We start from the raw sequence: 25,411 nt of genomic DNA on the forward strand, positions 1-25,411 counted from the left end.
GCCCGAATTTTCTTACTCTGATTGCCCAATGACTGCCCCCATTCCGCTTGCTCTAGCGGTAGTGCTTCAGCCTCTAAATTTTACCGATGTCAGTTTGCGATTTCTCTCGGTGCTGCTCTTGATCGCGATTAATGCGTTCTTCGTGACGGCTGAGTTCTCGATCGTGTCAGTGCGTCGCTCTCGAATTAATCAATTGGTCGATGCAGGGGATATTCAAGCTCGCACCGTACAGTCTTTACAACAAAGTATCGATCGCTTACTGTCTACCACTCAGCTTGGCATTACGTTATCGAGTCTAGCGCTGGGCTGGATTGGTGAATCATCGATGGCGGTGATCGTGTCCATGTGGATTACGCAGCTTCCTTTGCCGCAAACCTGGATACAGCCTTTGTCACACTCGGCTTCGATTCCGATCTCGTTTTTGCTGATTGCTTATCTGCAAATTGTGCTCGGTGAACTGTGCCCAAAGTCTCTGGCGATGCGGTACTCCGAGGAAATTGCGCGGTTTTTGGGTCCGTTTAGTTTGGCGATCGCGCGATTTTTCAATCCTTTTATCTGGATTTTGAATCAATCGACTCAGTTCTTATTGCGCTTGATTGGGGTGCAGTATACCGGGCAAGGGTGGTATAACCAGGTCACTCCAGAAGAATTACAGCTGATTATTGCGACTTCCAGCGAGTCGAGCGGGTTGGAGCAGGAAGAACGCGAATTGCTCAGCAATGTGTTTGAATTTGCGGAAGTTTCGGCGGAAGAAGTGATGGTGCGGCGACCGAGCATGATTACTTTACCGATCGAGGCAACAGTGCGCGACTTGTTGGTCGAAGTTGCTGAAAGCGGACATTCGCGATTTCCCATTACGGGAGAATCGCTGGATGATATTTGTGGGTTTGTGCATTTGAAAGAGCTGGCTGAACCTTTGGTGCAAGGGACGTTAAACATGGATAGTCCCTTGAAGTCTTGGATTCAGCCAGCGCGATTTGTCCCGGAGTATACGAGTTTGGGAGAGTTACTGACGCTGATGCAGCGCGATCGACAACATATGGTTTTAGTGGTCGATGAGTTTGGCGGCACAGCGGGATTGGTCACGATTCAAGATCTCGTGACTCAAATTATTGGGGAGACAGAAGAAAGCGATGAGGAGCAGCCGATTCAAACGATCGATGAAAACACTTTTATGATTCAGGCACAGATGAATCTAGAAGAAATTAACGATCGATTAGATCTGAATCTACCTGTGATCGAGGAGTATCAGACTTTAGGCGGCTTTCTGTTTTATCAATGGCAAAAAATTCCGCAGCCTGGAGAAACGCTGCAATATGCCAATTATGAATTAACCGTGGTTTCGGTGGAGGGGCCACGCTTGCATCAGATCCGTGTCCATCGCATTGAGACCCCGGCAATGCTCGACAAAACTAAGCCGGATTGACGCGCATCAAGGGCTGTCCGTATTCCACAGGCTGTCCATTCTGCACGAGGACTTCGACGATTTCGCCGGAGACTTCGGCTTCGATTTCGTTCATCACTTTCATCGCTTCGATAATGCACACGACTTGTCCTTTCTGAATACGATTGCCGAGATCGACAAACGGAGGTTCATCGGGTGCAGGAGAGCGATAAAACGTACCGACGATCGGCGAGACGACATCGACCAACTTACGATCGTTCTTGGGTGCCACTGGCGTTTCTGCTTTCGCGGGTTCTGGGGAAAGCACAACAGGGGTAGGTGCAGTGGTAGTTGTAATCGCGGCGACAGGTGCGACTTCAACTCGCGTTCCTCGGCGCACGACTAATTCAAAATCGTCTGCTTTTAACGTTAATTCCGAAATATCAGTTTGATTTAACGTGGTTAATAATTCGCGTAGCTCAGTCAGATCAAGTGGCACAGTTCTTATACTCCTCAAAAATTAGATGGGAGATCAGAAAGATATGTAGAGGATCTTTCTGATCTCAGATCGGGGGTTCGCTATTCTTTCTCGCGACCTAAATATGTATCGTTGCGAGTGTCAATTTTGATCTTTTCACCGATGGTGATGAATAACGGAACCATGACCTGTGCGCCCGTTTCGACGATCGCGGGCTTTGTGCCACCCGTTGCGGTATCGCCTTTGACACCGGGATCAGTTTGAGTCACTTCCAGCACGACGGAGTTTGGAAGTTCAACTTCCAAAACTTGTTCGTTCCAGCGGACGACGTTCACTTCCATGCCTTCTTTGAGGTATTTGACGCGATCGCCGATTTGAGCCGCGCTGAGCCGACCTTCATCGTAAGTTTCCATGTCCATAAACACGAACTCATCACCTTCTTTGTAGGTGTGTTGCATCGTGCTTTTTTCGAGCGTTGCTTGCGGTACGGTCTCCCCGGCTCGGAATGTGCGCTCGACCACGTTGCCATTTTGGGCGTTCTTGAGCTTGGTACGAACAAATGCAGAACCCTTACCCGGCTTGACGTGTAAAAATTCCACTACACGCCAGACTGAGCCGTCTAGCTCAATACTGACACCGGGACGAAAATCGTTACTGGAAATCATGACTTTAACTTACTAATTGGGGGAGAACATTCGGCACTTCATTTTACCGTCCCCCGACCGCTTTTTATCGCGACTCGACATGGGACAATCGGAGTGGCTGACTGATCTCTAGGGTTGAAGCTGTATGTCTTTTTGTAATGATTCATGGAAACGCGCGATCGTGCGCTTGAGCCAATGTGGGGTTGCTTTGCTCTGCGTGGTAGTGATTTTGGTGGGATTTGAGCCGCCAGTATTGGCACTGCCGCAGGGGAATGCGATTAAAGATCCGAAAGCGTTGTTGCGCTATGCGTTACCGATCGAGAATCCTGAAGTGCGTCAACTTCAGGACAGTTTGGAGGATGTCGCGGCTCAGTTGCGGGCAAATCGACGCTGGGGTGCGGTGAATTCGGATTTGAGTCGTGCGAATAACATTTTGACGAAAAAAAGTGACAAATTATTGGCAAGCGTGGTGGACGATCGCAAGTCTGAAGCGGAGCAGTTGATCGAGCAACTGAAAGCTGGGGTTGCGGAGATGACCGAAATTGCTACTGCAAAAGATAAAACCAAAACGCTAGAGAAGCGAGCAGAACTATTAGATAAAATAGGCGACTTGGAAGCAGCAATGGTTTCTAAGTTCCCGTATGAAGTGCCGCAAGAGTATAGCAATTTGCCGCAGTTAAAGGGACGCGCAACGATCGCGGCGAAGACCTCGAAAGGGGATTTAACGATCGTCGTAGATGGGTTTAGTGCGCCTGTAACGGCAGGGAATTTTGTTGATTTGGTGCAGCGTGGTTTTTATAACGGGTTGCCGTTTACTCGTGCAGAAGAGTCTTATGTGTTGCAAGTCGGTGATCCACCTGGAGATGAGGTTGGATTTGTCGATCCGAAAACCAAGAAGTATCGGGCGATTCCTTTGGAAGTATTAGTCAAAGGCGATAAGGTTCCGACGTATGGCATCACGTTAGAGGATGCGGGACGCTATCTCGATCCGCCTGTGCTGCCGTTTTCTGCTTATGGTGCGATGGCTTTGGCGCGTCCTGATTTTGATGCGAATGGGGGATCGTCTCAGTTTTTCTTCTTCTTGTTTGAGCCGGAGTTAACGCCTGCGGGTGCGAATCTGCTGGATGGTCGCTATTCGATTTTCGGATTTGTGACGGAAGGCGCAGATGTTTTAAGAGAGCTGCGGGCGGGGGATAAGATTGAGTCGATGAAAGTGGTTGATGGGTTGGAGAATTTGGTGGAGCCGAAGAACGCTTAGAGCATGTTTGAGAAGTATCAATTGTTTCCTCGCTCCGTTCTATCTCGCCCCGGAATAAATTCGGGGCTAACAGTGCGAAGTCCTTTTCAAAGGACTGAAGACCTGATTCTAATTGGCTTTTAGTCCCTTTAGTAGACTTCGTTCAACTAGCCCCGACATCCAATCCGGGAGCGGGTGAATACGATAAACGATACTTTTCAAGCTGATTTGATCTTGGATGTGGTTTATCAATTGGGTTTATAAGAAAAAGCACTGCTGAGATCAAACTCTCGCAGTGCTTTTTCTTGGGTTTGATGGGTTGGACTATTGAAGCTCGGATAGGGTAGGTTTGTAACCGTTGCCGTTGGTTGAAGTGGGTGCTTCTTCGGTTTTGAGGGCAGAGATTAGCATTTGCAGAGAGTCGCTCTCTTTGACGGGGGATTCTTCGACTGAGGCAAGGATAGGCGTTTTCTTTTTGGTTGAGCGGCGGCGTTCGCTTTTGAGTGTGCCGCCTGCTTTGCCGTATTCGTTGCTATTTTTACCGTATTTGGCAGCGACTCCTGCGAGCATTCGTTCGGAACGATCGCGTAAGAGGGTTTCGGTGGCTTTGATGTCGCGGGTGAGTTCGTCGAGAGTGGAAAGGGTGGCGTTGTAGGTGTCGATTTGAGTCCGCAGTTTTTGGATCAGCTTTGAATAGTTGGAGAGGGTTAATTCGTCGCTGAGGGTTAGGTTGGGATCGATGGTGGTTAAGCCTGCGGCGCGCTGTTCGGCTTGGACGAGAATTTGTGAGCCTCGTTTTTGTCTTGCCATGAGTTACTCCTCAAGAAATTTAATGTTTTCTGCACTCCACTGTTTGTCGCTTTTGAGGAGGCTGAGTAGAAATGTCTAAGGCAAGTGGGGAGTAGCCGACCGCGAGAGAAAATTTAGTTGTTTTGCTCTATGCGATCGCGTTCTGAATTGTTTTATTGGGCTGTTACTTAGAAGGCGTATTAAGGCTAAGTCAGGGGGAAACGAAAGAGCCGAATGCGAAGGAACCACTATGCTGCTCAAATTCAGCTAGCACGCACACTTGCGCTAATTTCGTTCACAATCTCTTGGAAAGTTACGGATTCCAAAACAGAGAGAAGGTTCACCGCTTTTGCTAATAAATAGGGTCTGTCTTCATACTCATCCTTGCTCGGTAGCACAATCTGAATGGGCTTACCTTGGTCGTCAACTCCCTTTTCAAAGACAAGCAATCGGGGATTGGGATGACTGATTGCAGTCCAATGATGTTGCTGGAGATACTCCGCTACTTCAGCTACGTGAAGCTCTTGGATGTGAGGGTCATTGGACAGAACTTCAGGGGTCATCACCATTCTCCTGTTTTGACGTTCTCCATTAAGGTTAGCAAAGATTCTGGAGTCAGCCGCTGCGATCGCGGAATGCGAACTCTTACCCGTCGATTTTGACGTACAACAACTTCATCAAAACTCCCATCTACCCCATAGTCATATTCCCGAATTGCTAAGTTAAGTCCAGCACGTCCAGCAATTGCACGGATATAGGCGCGGCTTATTGCCTCAGCAATGTGTTGGTCAGTTAACACGGTCGATCAAGGTCAATGAAATGGGAAGCTGCATCGTAGCACAAGATTCATAGAAAACGCCTTCTTCAGTGGGTTTCAACCCAGTTCGCAGCGTTAGCCCTGGAATTCCATTCCGGGGCGGGACGCAAACAAGAGCGATGATCTCTCAATGAATTTCACCTCCCTACTTACTTGCTTAGTAAGATTGTGCACTCTGCATGATCGATTAGATTCTGAGCAATCGATCATGATTTGACGGGATCTCGATCTAACTCAATACGATCGGCAGAGTTCAGTTGTGTTTCGCCCGTCAAAACACTTAGCACCCAATTCATTAATTAAATACGAAGGCTTTATAGTCTAAAAAGCTGAGAAATCAGAAATTATCAGGGGCAAAATGCGTGACGTTTTCATCTCCTACTCCCGGAAGGATAAGTCATTTGTAGAACAGTTACATCAGGCACTCGAAGCGCAGAATCGGGATGCGTGGGTCGATTGGGAAGATATTCCCCTCAGTGCAGAATGGTGGCATGAAATTCAGCGTGGCATCGAAAGTGCAAATACATTTGTGTTTGTGATCAGCCGCGATTCGATCGAGTCGAAGGTTTGTCGAGACGAAATTGAGCACGCCGTTCAGCATAATAAGCGACTGGTTCCAATCGTGCGCCGAGATGATTTTGAGATGGCAAAGGTACATCCCAACCTCTCGATGCATAATTGGCTGTTTTTTCGCGAAACAGATGAGTTTGAGTCAGGAATGCGGGTTTTGTTGAAGGCGATCGATACCGATTTGGAGTATGTCAGAGCACACACTCGGATTTTGGAAAAAGCGATCGAGTGGCAAGAACAAAAGCGGAATGAGAGTTTTGGGCTGAAGGGCGATGATTTGCGATCGGCGGAGGCATGGCTGAGTCAGGGGGAAACGAAAGAGCCGAAGCCGACTGAGTTACAGCAGAACTATATTCGGGCAAGTCGATCGACGGAGGATGCGAACGAAGAAGCGCGGCAGATTTTGGTACGAGCGGAACAACAAGCAAAAGAGCAGTTGGCGAAGGCAGAAAGTGATCTCGCCGTTGTGACACGGAAGGCGAATCGGCGGAATTTGATCAGTGTGTTGGGAATTGGGGCGGCGGTAGCAGTGAGCGCGATCGCAGTTCCTAGTTCGTTCCGTGCAGAGAGCGCTCGCAAGACTGCCGAAACGGAAGTTCAGAAAGCCAAAGAGCAGAAGGATAGTTTGCAGATCCAGAGTGATCAACTAACGGCTCGATTGAATCAAACACAAAAGAAGGAAAAGGAAGCACAACAAAAAGCACAATTGGCACAGAAACAATATCAGCAGGCACAACAGAAGGAGAAGGAAGCGAGATCGCAAGCGGAACAAGCCGCCCAACAAGCTCAAGCCGCGCAACAACGATTTGCCAGCGCCCAGCAGCAGGCAGCAGCAGCTCAGGTAAGCCTAAACCAAGTCAACCAGGAAAAAGTCCAAGCGGAAGCCGCAAAACAACAAGCCGAAGCCAAGAGTCAGCAGGCCCAGCAACAGGCAGAACAAGCACGGCAACAGGCGGAGCAGGCAAAGGTCGCGCAAGCTGAGGCACACAACGCGCAGCAAATTGCGATCGCAGGCACCGAACTAGAGCGCAAAGGCGTTGTCATGCTGCGACTGCCATTTGAGCAATATCGCAATGTCGAAACCCTGATCGCCGCAATGAGGCTAGGACGAAATACCCAAGCCCTGCTGAAACATGGGAATCCGCCCAAGAGCATCAATAACTACCCTGCCGTTAGCCCCTTGCTAGTATTACGAATAGCAGTCAATTCCGTAATGCAACAGGCAGAATTCCAGGGAGACGCTGCACAGTTTAGTCCCGATGGTCAGCATATCGCTACGGTAGATGGCATGACGGTTCGGCTGTATGACTTAACGGGGAAGCAACTCGGACAATACCAAGGCAGTTTTATTCCCATCCCCGAACTATCAGACCGTGCGATGCCCCCCATCTTCAGTGGCGATAGTAAACAACTCCTCGATGGGTCACCGTTGAGTCCCACGAGCCGGCTGTTTGACATCGCCGGACATCTCCAGGCAGAACTTCAGGGCAGGGAACCCAGCTTCAGTCCCGATGGCAAATTCATCCTCACCACCACCGACAATACAACAAGATTGTATGACCACAGGGGAAACTTCCTTGCCCAATTTCGGGGAAAAGATGTGCGCTTCAGCCGCGATCATCAGCAAATTCTGACGGTTGATAACAACCTGGTGCGACGGTATGACCTGAGCGGGAAACAACTCGAACAATTCCAGGGAACCGATCCCAGCATCAGTCCTGATAGCAACTATGTGGCAACGATTGGGACTGATGCCCCTAGTATATGGCTGTACAAGTTGACAGGGACTCCCCCGCTTCAACTCAAAGGATTTGAATCCCTGTATATGCTCCAACCCAATTTCAGTCCGAATGGTCAGCACCTTGTTGCTGGGACTGGTAGTCAGAGCCAGCTTTATGACTTGACAAATCAGCAACTCACCTTTCTCCAGGGCGGCGATCCCCAATTCAGTCCTGATGGTAAACATGTTGTCACAACAGAGTACAACCAACCGATCCGACTGTACGACTTAACAGGTCAACAACTCGCCCAATTCCAGGGTAAATTCCCCCGCTTCAGCGCCAATAGCCAGATAATTCTTGCCGAGGGAGATCTCCCAACGTTGTATGACTTGAAGGGGCAACCAATCGCTCAATTGAAGAGCGGCAACACCCAATTCAGTCCTGATGGTAACCATATCGTTGTTGAGACTAGTAGTATCAGTTGGCTCTATGACTTGACGGGTAAGCTCTTGGCCCAATTCCAGGGCGGGTCGCTCCGGCTCAGTACGGATGGCAAGAAAGTGCTAACTGGAGTGAAAAATCGAAGTCGGCTGTTTACTTTAACAAGCAAGCCATTGCTGACCCCGCTCGCTCCGCGAGCCGAGCCACAGGAGTTACCATCTGCACTCAAGGATAATCAATTCACAGTGGGTAGGGTGGGATCAGATGAACTGACACATACAACGACGATCATGCAGGATGCCTCAGGTAAGCAACTCGCCCAATTCCAGGGTAGTATTCTCCATTTCAGCCACGACGGTCGGTTCGTCTTATCTGGAGAGAATCAAATGGTTTGGCTATATGACTCGATGGGCAAACAGATTGCCCAATTCCAGGGAAGTTCTGCGCAGTTCAATGCAGATGGTCAGCAGATGGTGATTGGCAATGACCAGACAAGTCGGCTGTACGACCTGACGGGCAAACAACTGCTCGAAGTTCCAGGACGCAATCCCCGATTCAGTGTGGATCAGAGATCGCTCCTCACCACCTTCCCCGACGAAAATATGTCGCGTCTCTATGATTTGAAAGGCAATTTGCTGGCGGAGTATCTGGGAGCTACAGTTTCAGACAAACCGCTTGGATTTACCCAGGATGGCAAACAACTGCTGACCCAGATGAGCGACGGCAAACAGGTGGTGTGGGATATAGATCACGGACTCGACGATCTCCTCCAGAGAGGCTGTGAGCAGTTAAAGAACTTTAGGCAGCGCGAAGATGTACGGAAGGTTTGTCCAGGAGAATAGGAAAAGTTGATTACTTACTATAGCCCCGCCTTTGTTGGACTGAAAGTAGCGAGTCTGCTGTCTACCTGTCGAGTATCTCGGAAAATAGGCTCTTATACCAAATCTCCAAAATATGACTACAGATGATATAACTCAGATGTAGCATTCCGTCAGCGACGATGGCAGGCGTTTACAAGCTAGAGATTCAAGAAAGCGCTGAAGAACTGAAACAACTACTCAGGGCACAAACCACGGCGACAGGTAAAGAACGGCTCCAGGTGCTGTATCTGTTGCAAACGAAGCAAGCGAAGACCGTACAAGCAGCGGCTGAATTGATTGGGCGCAATCGTGTGACGGTTCAAGGCTGGTTGCAGCACTATCGGAGTGGCGGCATTGCGGCGCTGTTGATGAGCAGAAAGCAAACCGGGCGACCGCGCAACCTACCGCAATGGGCAGAACAAGCGCTCTTCAAGCGGTTACAAGAGCCAGAGGGATTTGAGAGCTATCAAGCCATCTGCGACTGGCTAGAGACCACGCTGGGTCTGAGTGTTCCCTACAAGACCGTGCATAAACTGGTCTATCAACGACTAGGAGGATTGCCTAAAGTTCCTCGCCCCCAGAGCATCAAGCAATCCAAAGAGCAGCTAGAGGCATATAAAAAAACTTAGGCGCAAACTTGGCAATGTTGGTGTGGTTCAGCCTCAATGTCCTCGGTATCAAACGCCGAGTGCGCTTCTTCTGCCAAGATGAAACGCGCTTTGGACTCAAAACGGTGAGTGGGCGAAAGATCACTGCCAAAGGAGTCAAACCAATCGGCAAGGTGCAATGGCAGTTCAAGGCAACCTATCTCTATGGCATCGTCGAACCGCAAACCGGAGCCTCCTTTTTCTATGAGTTCTCCCATCTCAATACTGATTGCTTCCAAATCTTTCTTAACTTGGTCGCTGCACAATTCCCAGAAGACTGGCTGATTGTGCAACTCGATAATGGCGCGTTTCATAAAGCCAAACGCCTGCAAGTGCCTGACAACATTGTGTTGCTGTTTCAACCGCCGCATTGTCCTGAGTTAAACCCGATTGAGCAGGTTTGGCAATATCTCAAGCGGCGGTTTCGCTGGCATCTGCCCAAGACTTTAGAGGAGTTGCGACAGTGGATGACTCAGAAAATTCAGGCATTGTCTCCGGAGACGATCGCATCAATCACAGGGCGAGCATCCATTCTAGAGGCACTATCTGTAGCCGGAATTTAGAGATTTGGTATTACGCCGCCAAATATCGCTAAGCTCAAGCTATCTATGAAAGCTTAAAGTTTGATCCAGAGATGCGAGCAAAAGAGAAAGCTCTATAGCAGAATGGATCTCTCAACTAAAACCCTAATCACCCAATAGGATGAAAAAGCCCGATAGACTCATCCGTGATCACTGCCGAGATTCATAAGCCGCGATCGTCCTCCAGCCCCATCTACATCAACACACTCTCACCTCACCTATGCAAACCTACGATTGGATCGTCATCGGCGCAGGCATCACAGGCGCATCCCTCAGCTACGAACTCACCCAACAAGGCTACTCCGTCCTTTTACTCGATGTCGATCGCAATCCCCCCTCTGCAACCCGCTTTAGCTATGGCGGCATCGCTTACTGGTCAGGCACAACCGACCTCACTCGTCAACTCTGCACCGAAGCAAAAGCCATTCATCAAAATCTCTCTGCCGAACTCGATGCCGACACCGAATTTCGCGAGATCGATCTGCTGTTAACGATCGCCCCCGAATCCAACCCCGAAACCCTGACTGCCGCCTATGCCAACTTTGCAACACCTCCGCAATTTCTCACGATCGAATCCGCCTGTGAGCTAGAACCCTTACTCGACCCAAACGGCATCGCTGGAGCCTTAACCGTCAAACACGGACACATCAATGCTGAAAAAACAGCACAGGCATACATTCAAGCCATGCAGCGATCGACCGGAACCTATACGATCGCAACCGTCACCCAACTCCTCAAAACCAGCGTTCTCACCACCGAAGGCGAATTTTTTGCAGCCAATATCGTCCTCTGCATGGGAGGCTTAACGCGCCAATTCTTGAAAAACTCAGGCATCTCGATCGCTCAGTACTTCACCCACGCCGAAATTATCGAAATCCCTTCTAGTTCCGTGCAGCTTAGTACGTTGGTCATGCCAGCAGAAGCCGAGCGATTCACCCTAGAAGCAAATGCCAGCCGTGATGATGCAATCTGGGATCAACCCGGACACGAACCAACCCCTGCCATTCTCGATGCTGGAGCCGTTCAGTTCCGAGATAGTCGCATTTTAATTGGACAAGTCAGCCGAACTTTAACTGATCCTAATGCCGCGATCAATGCTCGCCAAAGTGAAGCCGATCTCCGAAAAAAAATTAGCCGCGTCTTACCCAAAGTCAGCGAACTAGCCGGAACCTGGCAACATTGCCTCGTCGCATTCAGCGGCGATCGCTTACCCCTAGTCGGCAAAATCCCAGGACATGAAACCTTGCACGTCTTCTCAGGATTTGGCAACCCTTTAGCGATCGTTCCTCCTTTAGCCCGAAGATTTGCTATTCAGTCAAAAGGAACCCCAGACGCATTGTTGCAACAAGTCTCGCTAGAACGATTCACCAAAAACGGATAGGGAGATAGAAGCCTTACAGTTTAATAAAGTCCCTAAGCTCCGATTCTGCCTCGCCCGTGATTGAAAATCCGGGCTAATAAAATGAAGTCCACTAAAGGGACTAAAACAGCCAGTATGAGAGCCTTTCAGTCCCTTCAGTGGACTTTTCTCTGTTAGCCCGGATTTTCAATCACGGGCGGAATCGCAACGCAGCGAAACAATCGCCCCACTCCCAACCCACAAAATTCATGCAATTGCTAACTAATTTCCCCCCACTCCCTACAAAATCTTCCGCACAAACTCATAAACTTCATTCAAAACTAACGGCGAAATCTCATGCCCGATATCAAATTCCCGATACTCGATCGCAATCCCCAATCCCTCTAAATTCTTCTTCGCAAGCTGCGCCGCCGCCAGAGGAACCACCATATCTTGCCGACCATGCACCATCAAAATCGGCGGAACCGTCGCCCCAGGATGCAGCGTGGAATGTTGATACCCACTCAAAATCATCAACCCCGCTAACGGCAAAGACAATCCCACATCCAACGTCATCGCCCCACCTTGAGAAAAGCCCCCTAAAATCGTGCGCGATAAAGGAATTCCGGTTGTTGCCTCTAAAGAATTGAGCCAATCCCTTAACTGCTGGCGACTGCTGATTAAATCTGATCGCTGACCAAAATCACTCGAAAAATTTGACTCGCTCAAGTCGTACCACATCCGACCTTCAGGACTATAAGGAAACGGAAACGGCGCATCAGGCAGAATAAACTGCACCTGATCCAATTTCAGCAAAGAACAGAGAAACGCCACATCCTGAGCATTTGCACCCCAGCCATGCAATATGACGATCGCAGCAGTTGCAGTGCCAGACTTGGCGGGAATTGTCATCGTATTCAGCATAAAATTCCTATCTCATCCAGTCGATTGTATGCTTAGAGATCTCTTTTTACTTGGGAACTAAATCGATGGCACGTTTGGCACTATTAAGCGTCTCCAACAAAACAGGATTAGTCGAATTTGCAAAACAATTAGTCGAAGAATTTGGCTTCGATATTATCAGCAGCGGTGGAACGGCTCAAGCCTTGAAAGCAGCAGGCTTACCCGTGACGAAAGTCTCCGACTACACCGGATCGCCCGAAATTTTAGGCGGACGCGTCAAAACCCTACATCCTCGAATTCACGGCGGAATTTTAGCAAGACGCGATTTGCCAGAGCATGTGGCAGATTTGGAAGCTCAGAACATTCGCCCGATCGATTTAGTCGTCGTCAATCTCTACCCATTTGAACAAACGATCGCAAAACCCGATGTCACATTAGAAGACGCGATCGAACAAATTGACATCGGCGGGCCTGCAATGGTTCGAGCTTCTGCAAAAAACTTCGCCAACCTGACTATCCTCTGCAATCCCAACCAGTACGATACTTACTTAGAAGAACTCCGCAAAAACGGAGAAGCCTCGATCGCATTCCGGCAAGCCTGCTCACTTCAAGCTTTCAAACACACAGCCAGCTATGACGCAGCGATCTCAGCCTATCTCGAACAGCAACTCGAACAGAAATCGGAAGCCTTTACCCTCACCGGAACCCAAATCCAAGAACTACGTTATGGGGAAAATCCGCATCAACCCGCTTCCTGGTATCAAACTGGAGCAACCCCGACAGGTTGGGCAGCCGCAACAAAATTGCAGGGTAAAGAACTCAGCTACAACAACTTGGTTGATTTAGAAGCAGCCCGATCGATCATTGCAGAATTTGCCAATGATGATCCAGCAGCAACGATCATTAAACATAACAACCCTTGTGGATCAGCGATGGGATCATCGATCGCTGAAGCCTACGAAAAAGCATTTAATGCAGATTCGACTTCTGCATTCGGTGGAATTGTTGCCCTGAATCGAGCGATCGACGCTGCAACCGCAACTGCTCTCACCAAGACCTTTTTAGAATGCGTAGTTGCACCTGGAATTGATTCCGAAGCTCAAACCATTCTGCAAGCAAAGCAAAATCTTCGAGTTCTGATCCTTCCAGATTTGACTGATGGCGCTAAGAACAATGTCAAACAGATTGCAGGCGGATTCTTAGTTCAAGCCGCGGATGACATTGTGGCTGATCCGAATGCTTGGCAATTTGTCACTGAGAAACAGCCCACCCCTGAAGAACTTGCAGAACTCTTATTTGCCTGGAAGATCTGTAAGCATGTGAAATCGAATGCAATTGTTGTGAGCAACGATCGCACAACTTTAGGAGTCGGGGCTGGACAAATGAATCGAGTCGGCTCTGCCAAAATCGCCCTCGAACAAGCAGGCGAGAAAGCCCAAGGCGCAATTCTCGCATCGGACGGATTTTTTCCATTTGATGACTCCGTGAAAACGGCAGCAGCAGCGGGAATTAAAGCGATCGTTCAACCTGGTGGAAGTATGCGCGATGCAGACTCGATCAAAGCTGCCAACGAACTCGGAATTGTTATGGTTCTTACAGGAATTCGGCACTTCTTACATTAGATTGTGTTAAGTTCTATTACATTCCTCACAAGAACACGTTCCTATGCCTGCCGATATCTTTCAAACCCTTAAGGTTTACAGTCAGTTTGTCCATCCTGTTTTGATGTGGGTTTTGCTAGCGCTGACCAGTTACGCAATGTATACCGGGCTGCAATGGCGACGCACTCGATCGGCTCAAGGTGATTTGAAGAAAGAGCTCGTCAAGCAAAGATTCAACATCAAGCATCACCAAATCGGTGCGATCGTACTCACGTTGATGGTGGTTGGTTCAGTCGGGGCAATGGGTGCGACTTATATCAATAGCGGTAAACTTTTTGTCAATCCGCACTTGATAACAGGATTAGGAATGACCTGTCTGATTGCAATGTCAGCTTCGCTTACACCATTCATGCAGAAAGGACAAGAATGGGCGCGACTCAGCCACATCGTTATCAACGTAGTGATTACTGGACTGTTTGGCTGGCAGGCTGTCACAGGCGTGGGAATCGTGCAGAACATTATTAACCGGATGTAGTTCTTTGTGTTTCCCAGAATGGGAGATTGAGCAGCCTAAACTCGCCTACATCCAAATTCATACCGCTTTTAGAGGCAGTGAGAAAATCGCTGCCTCTAGTTTTTGGCAGTCCACCTGCGGCTCTGGCGCCTCAAATCATTTTGATCCCCAATTTTGCAACTTGATCCCCGATCTAAAAATCTGCTCCCCATTTAACAAAACTTAGTCTCAATTTTGCCGTACAATTTTGGCAACGATCCCGCCCACTTACCCCAGCGTCTTTATGAGTATTGGATATGTTGCCCTCGTTCTGCACGCTCACTTGCCCTTCGTCCGTCATCCGGAGAGTGACTTTGTATTAGAAGAGGAATGGCTGTATGAAGCAATTACTGAAACCTATATTCCCTTAATTCAAGTTTTTGAAGGCTTAAAACGCGACGGCGTAGACTTCAAAATCACCATGAGCATGACCCCGCCGCTCTGCTCGATGTTGGCAGATCCACTGCTCCAAGAACGCTATGACGAGCACTTGTCCAAGCTCGAAGAATTAGCAGAACTGGAAGTCGAGCGTCACGCTCATTCTGGGCACATGAAATATCTGGCGGAATACAACGCCAAAGAATTCAACGGGGTTCGCAATACTTGGGAGAAGTACGATCGTAATTTAATCAACGCCTTCAAACAGTTTCTCGACTCCAACAACCTTGAAATCATCACCTGCGGCGCAACCCACGGATATCTGCCGCTGATGAAAATGTATCCGCAAGCCGTCTGGGCACAGATCCAGGTCGCTTGTGAACATTACGAAAAAACCTTTGGTCGTCCTGCGAAAGGCATTTGGCTCCCTGAATGTGCCTATTACGAAGGGGTCGAGCGGATGCTCGCCGATGCAGGTCTGCGCTATTTCCTCACGGATGGACATGGAATTCTCTATGCCCGTCCTCGTCCGCGTTATGGCAGCTACGCACCGATTTTCACAGAGCCAGGAGTCGCAGCATTTGGACGTGATCACGAATCCTCGCAGCAAGTTTGGTCTTCAGAAGTCGGCTATCCGGGCGCGGTTGAATATCGAGAGTTCTATCGCGATTTAGGTTGGGATGCGGACTATGAATACATCAAACCGTACGTTATGCCCAACGGTCAGCGTAAAAATGTCGGCATCAAGTACCACAAAATTACCGGAAAAGGCTTAGGTCTGGGCGATAAGCAGCTTTACGATCCTTACTGGGCACGTGAGAAAACCACAGAACATGCCGCGAATTTTGTCTACAACCGCGAACGCCAAGTCGAGCATTTATTTGGCATCATGCACCGTCCGCCGATCATTGTCTCGCCCTATGATGCAGAGCTTTTCGGGCACTGGTGGTATGAAGGTCCGATGTTCATCGATTACCTCTTCCGCAAATCGTGGTTCGATCAAAGTACCTTTGAGATGACTCACCTCGCTGACTATTTGAGAACGCATCCGACTCAGCAAGTGTGTCGCCCGTCTCAATCGAGTTGGGGATACAAGGGCTTCCACGAATACTGGTTAAATGAGACGAATGCTTGGATCTATCCGCATTTGCACAAAGCCGCAGAACGCATGATCGAACTTGCAAAACGTGAGCCTGCGGATGAACTAGAGTGGAAAGCGCTGAATCAAGCTGCCCGCGAATTGTTGCTTGCACAGTCTTCGGACTGGGCGTTTATTATGCGAACGGGCACAATGGTTCCTTATGCTGTCAGAAGAACACGATCGCATTTAATGCGCTTCAACAAGCTCTATGAAGATATCAACCATGGCAAGGTTGATTCAGGTTGGGTTGAGAAAGTAGAAGCGATCGACAATATCTTCCCCGATATTAACTATCGCGTTTATCGCCCGCTCTAACCTGTGGAAGCGCAGCTTAGGCTCTAGGCTGCGCTTCTCCATAAGTAAATTCAAGCCAATGCCAACGACTAAAAGTTATCATGCGTTCTTAGTTAGTTCGCTGCAAGATCCAGAAGCCGCCGCAGCATATCTGGATTCTGTTCTAGAAGATGGCGATCCGCAGCATATTCGCCTAGCCCTGAAGAACGTTGCTGAGGCACGTGCGAGTTTGACTGAGCTATCAAATGCTGTCAAATGGCGAGAATGCTATGAATTATTAGAACAAGGAGAGATGCCGAATCTCCTACTGCTTGTTGATCTTTTGAATGAGTTGAATCTGCGTTTGTCGATCGCTCAAAAAACTTGAACGATCGCTCAAAAACTGATTGTCCATACACTCAAAATTCTCTAAGCTAAATTGCTTCCGTCTCAAGAACCCGAGCTATTTTGATGTGCGATCGACTTCACCTTAGAGATAGTATTCCGATCCATGCAAGTTCTCCATTTCAACCAAACGGATGTAGCAGGAGGTGCAGCACTGGCAGGCTATCGACTGCATCAAGGACTATTAGATCAAAAGATTGATTCTCGATTCCTCGTTGCTCGTAAGGTCACTCAAAGCGATCGCGTTACTCAACTTCCTGCTCCTACTCGGACAGAGAGACGAATTCAAAGCATGACTGATCCATTGGGATTTGCTCAGATTCATTTACTTTCGACGTTCAATCTTAAAAAACATCCGAGCTATCAAAGTGCTGATTTGCTCAATTTTCATAACTTACATGATGGCTACTTTAACTATTTAGCGATCGCACATCTTACCCAACCCAAGCCTGCGGTTCTCACTCTGCATGATATGTGGTCGATGACCGGGCATTGTTCATTTAGCTATGACTGTGATCGCTGGAAAATCGGCTGTGGCAACTGTCCCGATCTCACCATTTTTCCACCGATGCGGCGCGATAGTAGCCATTGGGAATGGAAGCTGAAAAAATGGGCGTATCACAAAGCTCGATTAACGATCGTTGCTCCGAGTCTTTGGCTGGCAACCGTTGCCAGAGAAAGCCCACTATTTAGACGATTTGCCGTGCATCATATTCCTTACGGAATAGATGTGGATGTCTATAAACCGCTTGATCCAGAGTACTGTCGATCGCGATTAAACCTGCCAAACGGCAAAAGAGTTTTACTCTTTGTCGCGACTCACCTTCAGGAACGCCGCAAAGGAGGTGATTTAGTTTTAGCCGCATTGCAACAGTTACCAGACGCGATTAAATCTCAACTCGTACTTGTCACATTCGGCAGTGGCGACACCGAGCAGACTGGAATTCAAACTGTCTCACTTGGCTATATCCAAGATGACGCAGAAAAAGCGATCGTATATTCCGCCGCAGATCTGCTCGTATTTCCGACCCGCGCCGATAACTTACCGCTCGTTCTCCAAGAAAGTCTTGCCTGTGGTACGCCGATGATTTCTTGCCGTGTCGGAGGGGTGCCTGATTTAGTTCGCCCCAACGTCACAGGCTACTTGGCAAACTCAGAAGACGTTCAGGATCTCAAAACTGGAATTTTAGTCCTGCTCGAAAACGACCGATTGCGTCAACAGATGCGCGAGAATTGCCGAACGATCGCAGTGTCAGAATATCGGCTAGAACTTCAAGCACAGCGCTATATTGAGCTATATCAAACCCTAGTCAATTCTATCGATCGGTAGACTCTAAGCCACAGTGCTCTATCTTATGATAGATTTGCGATTCTCGTCTCCGCGATTCATGACCCAGCCTCGCCAGTCTTTGAGTGAATTTCAGCAATTTCCAAACTCATCAGCAGATTCTCGGTACTACAAGCAGTATCTAGAAACGGTCTGCAACAATGCAACCCTAGCGCTGTTTGTGATGGATGAACATCAGCAGTGCGTTTATATGAATCCTGCGGCTGAAAAGCTCACTGGATATGCGCTGCATGAGCTTCAGGGGCGGGCTTTACATGATGCGATTCACCATACTCGCCCGGATGGTAGCCCTTACCCATTATGTGAATGCCCGATCGATCAAGTCTTTCCGCAAAACAACCAAGAGCAAGGCGAAGAAGTCTTTGTTCATCGGGATGGACATTTTTATCCGGTTGCTTATACAGCCAGTCCCATTCGAGAAGCCGGTCAAACGATCGGAACCGTGATCGAAGTTCGAGACATTACCCAAGAGAAAATTAATGCAAAAATGCAGCAGGAAGTCGCTGAGCGAGAACGCCTCCTGCGCGAAGCAGCAGAAGCCGAAAAAACACGAGCTGAAACAGTTTTGCAAAGCATCACCGATGCGTTTATTGTGCTCGATCGAGAATGGAACTATGTTTATGTCAATGCTGCGGCAACTCGATTGTTTCTCAAGTCTGAAGCGGAATTAGTGGGTCATTGCATTTGGGAGGTCTTTCCCGAAGCGATTCACACCCCGATTTATACCGAATATTGTCGGAGTCTGGCTGAGCAAAAAACGATCGAGTTTGAATGCTTCTACTCCACCTGGAATCGTTGGTTTCTGAATCGGGTTTCCCCTTCAGCCACGGGCATATCTGTGTTTGTGTCGGATATTACCGAGCGCAAACAAACGCAGCAAGCCCTACTTGAAAGCGAAGTCCGATTTCGCAGCTTGTTTGAGTGCAATATCATTCCGATCGGCATCTGGACAAAAGACGGGGGCTTAACCGATGGGAATGATGCACTGCTGGATCTCATTGGCTATACCCGCGCCGAACTTGAAGCCGGACTCCTGACTTGGAAATCGCTGACCCCACCTGAATGGGAAAAGCGAGATGCCGAAGCCGTTGAAGAAATTATGACGCGAGGTTATTGCACAGCATTTGAGAAAGAATACATTCACAAAAATGGGCATCGGGTTCCAATTTTGCTAGGGGGCGGCAAATTTGATCAAGCGTCTCAAAGTGGGTTTTTCTTTGCGATCGATCTGTCTCAACTCAAGCAAACCGAAGCCGAATTAAGAGAAGCAGACTCGCTTCTGTCTTCAGCGCTCGCTGCCGGATCGATTTATACCTGGCGCTGGCGAATGCAGGAAAATGTCATCTCAGTGGACGCTGCATTGGCGCAGTTATTGGGGGTTAACCCTGAAACTGCAATGCGAGGATTACCGCTCGAAATTTTCTTAAATGCCATACACCCAGACGATCACGAGTCGGTTGCAACCGCGATTCAGACTGCGATCGAGACCCGAGAAGACTATCTCACAGAATATCGAGTGCGCTCAGCCGATGGGTCAGAGCGTTGGGTCACAGCACGAGGACGGGTCGAATATGACGCAGACGGAACGCCCATTTCGTTTCCAGGCGCGCTCTCTGACATTACCGAACGCAAACAAATCGAAGCGACATTACAAGAGACGGAAGAGCGATTACGACTGGCGATCGAGTCGGCAGAACTCGGTACTTGGGATTTTAATCTCGTGACCGGACGGATCATTTGGAATGACGGCTGTAAGGCAATGTTCGCAACAACCGGCGAGGACGAAATTACCTTCGACACGGTGCAAGCTGGAATGCATCCCGATGATCGCGATCGCGTCAATCAATTTGTCCAAGCCGTACTTGATCGACAAAGCTCAGGCGATGAGGTGATCGAGTACCGAGTCATTGGGTTCTCGGATGGGATCGAGCGGTGGGTTGCTTGTCGCGGTAAAGTTTTTACGGATTCCGTCGGCAATCCGATCCGGTGGGTTGGCACATTGCTCAATGTCACCGAAGTCAAACGCCGTGAAGCGGAACGACAAGAACTGCTCGATCGAGAAAAGCTGCTGCGCGAACAAGCCGAACAAGCGAATCGGATCAAAGATGAATTTCTCGCGGTTCTCTCGCACGAGTTGAGAACGCCCCTCAATCCGATCCTCGGCTGGGTGAAAATGCTCAAAGGCGGGAAATGTCCCCCAGAACGAGTGCCCCAAGCGCTCGACACGATCGAGCGCAACGCAGTGTTGCAAGCTCAATTGATCGAAGATTTGCTGGATGTCTCTCGGATTTTGCAAGGAAAGGTTGTCCTCAACGGCGATTGGATCAATCTCGCCGAAACGGTGACAGCCGCAGTCGAAACGGTTCGCTTAGCCGCAGAATCGAAGGCGATCGAGCTTTTGCTCACGGTTGATCCACTGCTTGGCTCAGTTCGGGGGGATGCCAACCGATTGCAGCAGGTCTTTTGGAACTTGCTATCGAATGCTGTGAAATTTACGCCGGTTTCAGGACGCGTTGAAGTCACGCTCTCGCAGGCTGAGACGGAAGCTCAGATTCAGATTCGCGATTCGGGCAAAGGCATTCGGGCTGAAGTGTTACCGTATATTTTCGAGCGCTTCCGTCAAGCCGATTCTTCGACAACTCGGCAGTTTGGGGGGTTAGGGTTGGGACTTGCGATCGCACGTCATCTCGTCGAACTGCATGGGGGAACGATCTCTGCGGAAAGTTTAGGAGAAAATCAAGGTGCAACCTTCACCGTCAGATTGCCGATTGCCATGATTCAAACTCAACTTGATCAACCTGAGCGCGGATCTGAAGTATCCCAGGATCTTCTAGGGGTGAAGATTTTAGCGATCGATGACGAGCCAGATAATCTGGATTTCTTAGTCTTTGTGCTCGAAGCCGCAGGCGCAATTGTACAAGGGGTTCAATGTGCAAAACTTGCGCTAGAAAAGTTGTCTGAATTCTCGCCAGATTTAGTCATCAGCGATATTGCTATGCCGGATCTCGATGGGTATGAGTTGATCCAGCGAGTTCGGCAGCAGAGTGATGTGCCTGCGATCGCGTTAACGGCTTATGCAGGAGAAACTAATCAGCATCAAATCTTAGCCGCCGGATTTCAGCGTCACTTAGCTAAACCCATTGAACCGAGTCAGGTGATTCATGAGATCATCACTCTGCTCAAATAGATTCGCGCTGATATGCTTAAACTCCGAGCGGTTTAAGACTCGGAGTTTTTACTTGGTTATCTATCTTAATGCGGTATTCGCAAAGCCTAGAGTTAGGAGAAAGCCCAAAATATGCCCGAAACTCATACAAGCGAGAAAACCAGCAACACTAATGTTATTGAATAAAGATTTAGAAAATGGCAGCGGCATCTTTGCACCCGTATGAGGGTGTTTGATAGTCCGCGAACCGATTAATAGAACGAGCAAACAAGCACCGACAATAAACGGCGTACCTTGCCAGTTCCACAGTTCACCAGAAGGAGGCAATTCAAACATAGACAGTAACTCCATAGATGGGATGCACCTATGATGAGTGCGCTCTCCCAAGCGAACCTCTTTCTGAATGCGGGGTCTGAGTTCTGCACAAAGACGGATAATTTTAAGGCAATGATTCAATCGACTCGATATGCAAGCTTGGAATCTAGGGCGATCGACTTTTAATTGGGGACAGAAAACCTACATCATGGGGATTTTGAACGTCACGCCCGATAGTTTTAGTGATGGCGGACAGTTCAACACGTTGGAAAGCGCGATCGCTCAAGCCGATCACATGATTCAAAACGGTGCAGATATTCTCGATATCGGTGGACAGTCTACTCGCCCGAATGCCGAAGAAATTTCACTTCAAGCCGAACTCGATCGCGTCATTCCGATCATCGAGGCAATTCGGCAGAATTTTGAAATCCCGATTTCAGTCGATACGACTCGTGCTGTCGTCGCGAAACATGCGATCGCGGCAGGAGCCGACTTGATCAATGATATTTCTGGAGCCGTGTTCGATTCAGAAATGCTCTCAACTGTCGGCAAATTAGGCGTTCCGATCGTTTTGATGCATATGCGAGGAACTCCCAAAACCATGCAATCGCTGACCGAGTATCAAGATCTGATGCCAGAGATTTATGAATTCCTGAACACGCGAATTGAAAGCGCGATCGCCCATGGCATCACCCAGATCATCATTGATCCAGGCATTGGATTTGCCAAGCAGTTCGATCAAAACTTAGACATCATCCGCAATCTCAAAGCGTTGCAATCCTTGAATTGCCCGATTCTCTTCGGCGCATCGCGAAAAAGCTTCATTGGTCATATTCTTGACCAACCTGATCCTCAGAAACGAGTGTGGGGAACTGCCGCCGCTTGTGTCAGCGCGATCGCCAATGGAGCCGATATGGTTCGCATTCACGATGTCGCCGAACTCAGAGATGCCTGCCGCGTTGCAGATGCCATCTGGCGCTAAAGAGTCGCTAAAAAAGGGAGGCAATTGCCTCCCTCCAAATTCCAAATCTCGTCTTCACACCATTAAGTATCAATATCCCCATCAATATTCCCGCGATTGCGCGCGTCAATTACGCCAGTATTTCCCATTAAATCTGTCACTGCTTCATTGAGTGCTCGGGGGTCAAGGAAGACAATCTTGGAATTCTCACTTTTACTAATTTCGCGATTTGCATCGACGTAATCCTTCGCAACTAGGTAGCGCAACACATCCGCATTCTGTCCTTCCAAGGCTGCTGAAAGTTGCTGAATCGACTTCACCGTTCCTTCCGTTCGAGTCAGTTCTGCCTGCTTCTCACTTCGCGCTGCCCGCTCTTTCTCAAGTGAATCTCGCAGCGCCTGAGAAATCATAAACTCTTGCACCTCCACGCGAATCACCTTTACGCCCCAGTTAGCCGTGGACTTATCGAGTTGACGTAACAAAGCCTGATTAATCTTGCTCGCCGATGAGAAAGACTCCTCTAAAGTCAATTGCCCCACTTCATTTCTCAACGTCGAAATCACAATCTGTTTCAGCGACTCTTCGAGATCTTCGACAGCGTAATAAGCCTTTCTCAAATCGAGAATCTGCCAAGACACGATCGCATCGACTTCGATCGGCACATTATCTTTCGTAAAAGCCCGTTGCGGTTCAATATCTAACAACTGCTCCCGAATCGTCTCGACTAACACCGTATCCAACAACGGGATCACGAAATTGAGTCCTGGATTGAGGATGCGCTTATATTGCCCGAGACGTTGCACGATCGCTTGATCGCCTTGTTCAACGATGCGGATAGAACCTATGATGTAACCCAAAACAATAAGACACAATGCACCAGTAATCTCAATCATATGTTGTGCTCCCGCCGAGCCAAATTATCGATGACTTTTTCAAAATAGAGGTTGCAAGTTTAGTCTAATCTCTCTACCTGAAAATGTTGCAGATTCGGGGCTGAAATTCAAGACCTTTGGCAGGTTTAACAGATATTATTGTGCCTGTTGGTCGTTGCGTTTGCTAGCCACGAACTGATTTACCAATCCCTTTGAGGATTCCCCGACCAATTAGCCCAATCCCACGTCCAATCACTTCGGTTAAAACATAGACAATTCCACTGCCTAAAAATGCAATTACACTCCTCAATCGGGGCGAAATCGCATCTCGCGTTTCTAGGGCGAGAGTGACTGCAAGTTGTAGACCAGAAAGCTCTGCTAATTCTTCAGTTCTAGGCGAATAAATCACGATTCGATTAATTCCATACTCTTCTAAGACAAACAGCCGATATCGACTTTCAAAAATGGCTTTTGGCTCAGAAAATAATCGTTCTGATCGCACTCGCCAGGATAAATCATTTCTAAATCGCTCGATTTCACGAGTGGATAAAAGTCGGCGATCGTAGAAGCCTTGTTTAATTGCTTCTAAGGTAGCAAACCGATTCAATAAAGGCTGAATCGTCGCATTTGCAAGCTGAATGATCAGATTTTCTAGAAGATCAAGGGCGCGATCGCGCGCTTCGATCGTGCCGATTTCATGTTGCATTTGATCGACAATCAGCGGCGTTTCAAACAATAAATGCTCAAAAATCTCCTGAACCAAGGGAATTTTATCCAGAATTTCAGTTTGAACCGTATTGCCTTCTTCAAGTAAAGTCGCAACAATTTCAAAGTCGCGATTCTTCACTCGAATTGTGGAATAACGCCCGAAGAATTGCATCACAACGGCTTGCCACAAATCGCGCAAAATATGCGATTGCTTTGCCGCAAATTGGTCGGGCAAAAGTTGCGAAAATCTCAATTCGTCCAGCAAATCTTCAAATTGCCGCAGAATGATAAAAAATAATTCCCGTTTCTTTTCTAATTTGAGAATGTCAATTTCTAGGGGTGTATCGGTTAAATTTTCTAAATTTGATTGAAGTTTTGCTGCAATGCGATCGCACAATTCCCCCTGCCATGCCTTCGGGCGCGGCATTTCTAGAACAGTTTCGATCTCCTGTGCAGACACGGTGAGCGATGACTCGACCGGCACAATCGTGCGTGGGATCGGTGCAATCTCCTCAGCCGGAAGTGTTTTCTGAATTAACCACTGTGCCGCTTTTAACTCTCGTCTTCGTCCAGCTAAAAAAGCGCGATCGAGGTTAGACAGGGAGGTCGATTTGAGCTGAGCGTTAATCTCATTCAAGGCAGCTTCAATCTGCCCTAACCCTGACAATCGCCAATTTTGCCGAATCACTTTCAAAATACTGACTGACTGCGACCGTGAACTGACAAGTCGAATCTGATCTAAGACCTGCGATCGCCAATAATTTTGCCCCGTTGTGATCTGTCGAACGGCAGCAACAAATTCAGAAATTGAGCTTCCCTTGGGACAATACCCTTCAATGCCTGCCTGAAACGCCGCGAGTAGCTCCCGTTCGGCTAACGGCTCAATCACTAAAACAGGCAAATCCGGATACTGGGCTTTCACCTGTTGAGCAAATTCGCCCCCAATTCCAATTAAAACGGCATCTAATTCGTCTCGTGCCAGTTCCGTCAGGTTGCGCCATGCCGTTGGAATGGTTTCTGCTTCTGCAACGACTCGAAATTCTGCAAACCGACTCAAACAGTTGAGCAACCCCGATCGAAACACCGGATCTTGCTCCACAAGCATTAGTCGCGCTATTCCACTTAAACTACTCATCCATTTGCCAGCGCATTTCTATCGATTAAACATCCTAAAAACTTCAAATACAAGATTTGCAATATAGAATTAGGCGAATGGTTGGGTGAAATATGTTGAATAGGTTCGCATCCCAACAAACTCCCACTCCCAAAGCGCAAGAAC

The 25,411-nt window shown here is 48.5% G+C and carries 22 protein-coding genes; 13 read left to right on the top strand and 9 right to left on the bottom strand.

Annotation, left to right across the window (positions count from 1 at the left end; genetic code table 11):
• Positions 1-28 precede the first annotated feature (28 nt).
• A complete protein-coding gene (locus ACMUEV_RS18630; protein WP_017287579.1) occupies positions 29-1,426 on the top strand; it encodes a hemolysin family protein in 1,398 nt (465 codons plus the stop codon).
• Here ACMUEV_RS18630 and accB read toward each other — a convergent pair.
• Together accB and efp are read right to left on the bottom strand one after the other, a co-directional pair.
• Positions 1,413-1,883, bottom strand: coding sequence for an acetyl-CoA carboxylase biotin carboxyl carrier protein (accB, locus tag ACMUEV_RS18635; protein WP_190653643.1), 471 nt, complete (start codon positions 1,881-1,883; stop codon positions 1,413-1,415). The genes ACMUEV_RS18630 and accB overlap by 14 nt on opposite strands.
• 80 nt (positions 1,884-1,963) lie before the next feature.
• A complete protein-coding gene (gene efp, locus ACMUEV_RS18640) occupies positions 1,964-2,527 on the bottom strand; it encodes an elongation factor P (RefSeq protein ID WP_086371030.1) in 564 nt (187 codons plus the stop codon).
• Between the two features lie 124 nt (positions 2,528-2,651).
• On the opposite strand from efp, the gene ACMUEV_RS18645 reads away from it, so the two are divergent.
• A complete protein-coding gene (locus tag ACMUEV_RS18645) occupies positions 2,652-3,764 on the top strand; it encodes a peptidylprolyl isomerase (RefSeq protein WP_190653642.1) in 1,113 nt (370 codons plus the stop codon).
• A gap of 303 nt (positions 3,765-4,067) precedes the next feature.
• On the opposite strand, the gene ACMUEV_RS18650 is transcribed toward ACMUEV_RS18645, so the two are convergent.
• The 3 genes from ACMUEV_RS18650 to ACMUEV_RS18660 form a co-directional block, all read right to left on the bottom strand.
• Positions 4,068-4,553 carry a hypothetical protein gene (locus ACMUEV_RS18650; RefSeq protein WP_190653641.1) on the bottom strand — a complete coding sequence of 162 codons (486 nt, stop codon included), beginning with the start codon at positions 4,551-4,553 and terminating at the stop codon, positions 4,068-4,070.
• A gap of 242 nt (positions 4,554-4,795) precedes the next feature.
• The gene (locus ACMUEV_RS18655) at positions 4,796-5,095 is read right to left on the bottom strand and encodes a hypothetical protein (RefSeq protein WP_190653640.1); all 300 of its coding nucleotides are present in this window, start codon (positions 5,093-5,095) and stop codon (positions 4,796-4,798) included.
• Positions 5,095-5,331 (bottom strand): hypothetical protein, encoded by a 237-nt coding sequence (locus ACMUEV_RS18660; protein ID WP_190653639.1) that lies wholly within the window; start codon positions 5,329-5,331, stop codon positions 5,095-5,097. The genes ACMUEV_RS18655 and ACMUEV_RS18660 overlap by 1 nt, the downstream gene beginning before the upstream one ends.
• A 376-nt stretch (positions 5,332-5,707) precedes the next feature.
• Here ACMUEV_RS18660 and ACMUEV_RS18665 point away from each other — a divergent pair, with 376 nt between their 5' ends.
• The 4 genes from ACMUEV_RS18665 (at position 5,708) to ACMUEV_RS18680 (ending at position 11,550) form a co-directional block, all read left to right on the top strand.
• A complete protein-coding gene (locus ACMUEV_RS18665; protein ID WP_190653638.1) occupies positions 5,708-8,923 on the top strand; it encodes a TIR domain-containing protein in 3,216 nt (1,071 codons plus the stop codon).
• 158 nt (positions 8,924-9,081) lie between these two features.
• On the top strand, positions 9,082-9,570 hold the full coding sequence (locus tag ACMUEV_RS18670) for a helix-turn-helix domain-containing protein (RefSeq protein ID WP_316425929.1): 489 nt from the start codon (positions 9,082-9,084) through the stop codon (positions 9,568-9,570).
• A 14-nt stretch (positions 9,571-9,584) separates the two neighbouring features.
• The gene (locus tag ACMUEV_RS18675; protein WP_415354619.1) at positions 9,585-10,151 is read left to right on the top strand and encodes an IS630 family transposase; all 567 of its coding nucleotides are present in this window, start codon (positions 9,585-9,587) and stop codon (positions 10,149-10,151) included.
• A 238-nt stretch (positions 10,152-10,389) separates the two neighbouring features.
• Entirely contained in the window at positions 10,390-11,550 is a 1,161-nt protein-coding gene (locus ACMUEV_RS18680) for an NAD(P)/FAD-dependent oxidoreductase (protein ID WP_190648233.1), read from the top strand.
• A 258-nt stretch (positions 11,551-11,808) separates the two neighbouring features.
• Here ACMUEV_RS18680 and ACMUEV_RS18685 read toward each other — a convergent pair whose 3' ends face one another.
• Positions 11,809-12,432, bottom strand: coding sequence for an alpha/beta hydrolase (locus ACMUEV_RS18685; protein WP_190648235.1), 624 nt, complete (start codon positions 12,430-12,432; stop codon positions 11,809-11,811).
• A 65-nt stretch (positions 12,433-12,497) separates the two neighbouring features.
• Between ACMUEV_RS18685 and purH the strand changes: the two genes are divergently transcribed.
• The 6 genes from purH (at position 12,498) to ACMUEV_RS18715 (ending at position 21,297) form a co-directional block, all read left to right on the top strand.
• The gene (purH, locus tag ACMUEV_RS18690) at positions 12,498-14,033 is read left to right on the top strand and encodes a bifunctional phosphoribosylaminoimidazolecarboxamide formyltransferase/IMP cyclohydrolase (protein ID WP_190648238.1); all 1,536 of its coding nucleotides are present in this window, start codon (positions 12,498-12,500) and stop codon (positions 14,031-14,033) included.
• A gap of 43 nt (positions 14,034-14,076) precedes the next feature.
• The gene (locus ACMUEV_RS18695; RefSeq protein ID WP_190648241.1) at positions 14,077-14,547 is read left to right on the top strand and encodes a DUF4079 domain-containing protein; all 471 of its coding nucleotides are present in this window, start codon (positions 14,077-14,079) and stop codon (positions 14,545-14,547) included.
• A 262-nt stretch (positions 14,548-14,809) separates the two neighbouring features.
• A complete protein-coding gene (locus ACMUEV_RS18700) occupies positions 14,810-16,399 on the top strand; it encodes a glycoside hydrolase family 57 protein (RefSeq protein ID WP_190648244.1) in 1,590 nt (529 codons plus the stop codon).
• Between the two features lie 58 nt (positions 16,400-16,457).
• A complete protein-coding gene (locus ACMUEV_RS18705; protein WP_190648247.1) occupies positions 16,458-16,745 on the top strand; it encodes a DNA-binding protein in 288 nt (95 codons plus the stop codon).
• Between the two features lie 123 nt (positions 16,746-16,868).
• On the top strand, positions 16,869-18,092 hold the full coding sequence (locus ACMUEV_RS18710) for a glycosyltransferase family 4 protein (protein ID WP_190648248.1): 1,224 nt from the start codon (positions 16,869-16,871) through the stop codon (positions 18,090-18,092).
• Positions 18,093-18,150: 58 nt separating this feature from the next.
• Complete coding sequence (locus ACMUEV_RS18715; protein ID WP_190648251.1) at positions 18,151-21,297, top strand: PAS domain S-box protein; 3,147 nt, start codon at positions 18,151-18,153, stop codon at positions 21,295-21,297.
• Between the two features lie 60 nt (positions 21,298-21,357).
• Here the strand turns inward: ACMUEV_RS18715 and ACMUEV_RS18720 are convergent, their stop codons facing one another.
• Positions 21,358-21,612 (bottom strand): hypothetical protein, encoded by a 255-nt coding sequence (locus tag ACMUEV_RS18720; protein WP_017287563.1) that lies wholly within the window; start codon positions 21,610-21,612, stop codon positions 21,358-21,360.
• Positions 21,613-21,742: 130 nt separating this feature from the next.
• On the opposite strand from ACMUEV_RS18720, the gene folP reads away from it, so the two are divergent.
• Positions 21,743-22,573, top strand: coding sequence for a dihydropteroate synthase (gene folP / locus ACMUEV_RS18725; RefSeq protein ID WP_190648255.1), 831 nt, complete (start codon positions 21,743-21,745; stop codon positions 22,571-22,573).
• A 62-nt stretch (positions 22,574-22,635) separates the two neighbouring features.
• Here folP and ACMUEV_RS18730 read toward each other — a convergent pair whose 3' ends face one another.
• A complete protein-coding gene (locus tag ACMUEV_RS18730; protein ID WP_190648257.1) occupies positions 22,636-23,445 on the bottom strand; it encodes an SPFH domain-containing protein in 810 nt (269 codons plus the stop codon).
• 163 nt (positions 23,446-23,608) lie between these two features.
• Positions 23,609-25,237, bottom strand: a complete 1,629-nt coding sequence (locus ACMUEV_RS18735; RefSeq protein WP_199329276.1) for a DUF3685 domain-containing protein — start codon at positions 25,235-25,237, stop codon at positions 23,609-23,611.
• Positions 25,238-25,411 lie beyond the last annotated feature (174 nt).

This window comes from Leptolyngbya sp. FACHB-1624, assembly GCF_047649235.1.
GTDB classification, from domain to species: domain Bacteria; phylum Cyanobacteriota; class Cyanobacteriia; order Leptolyngbyales; family Leptolyngbyaceae; genus Leptolyngbya; species Leptolyngbya boryana.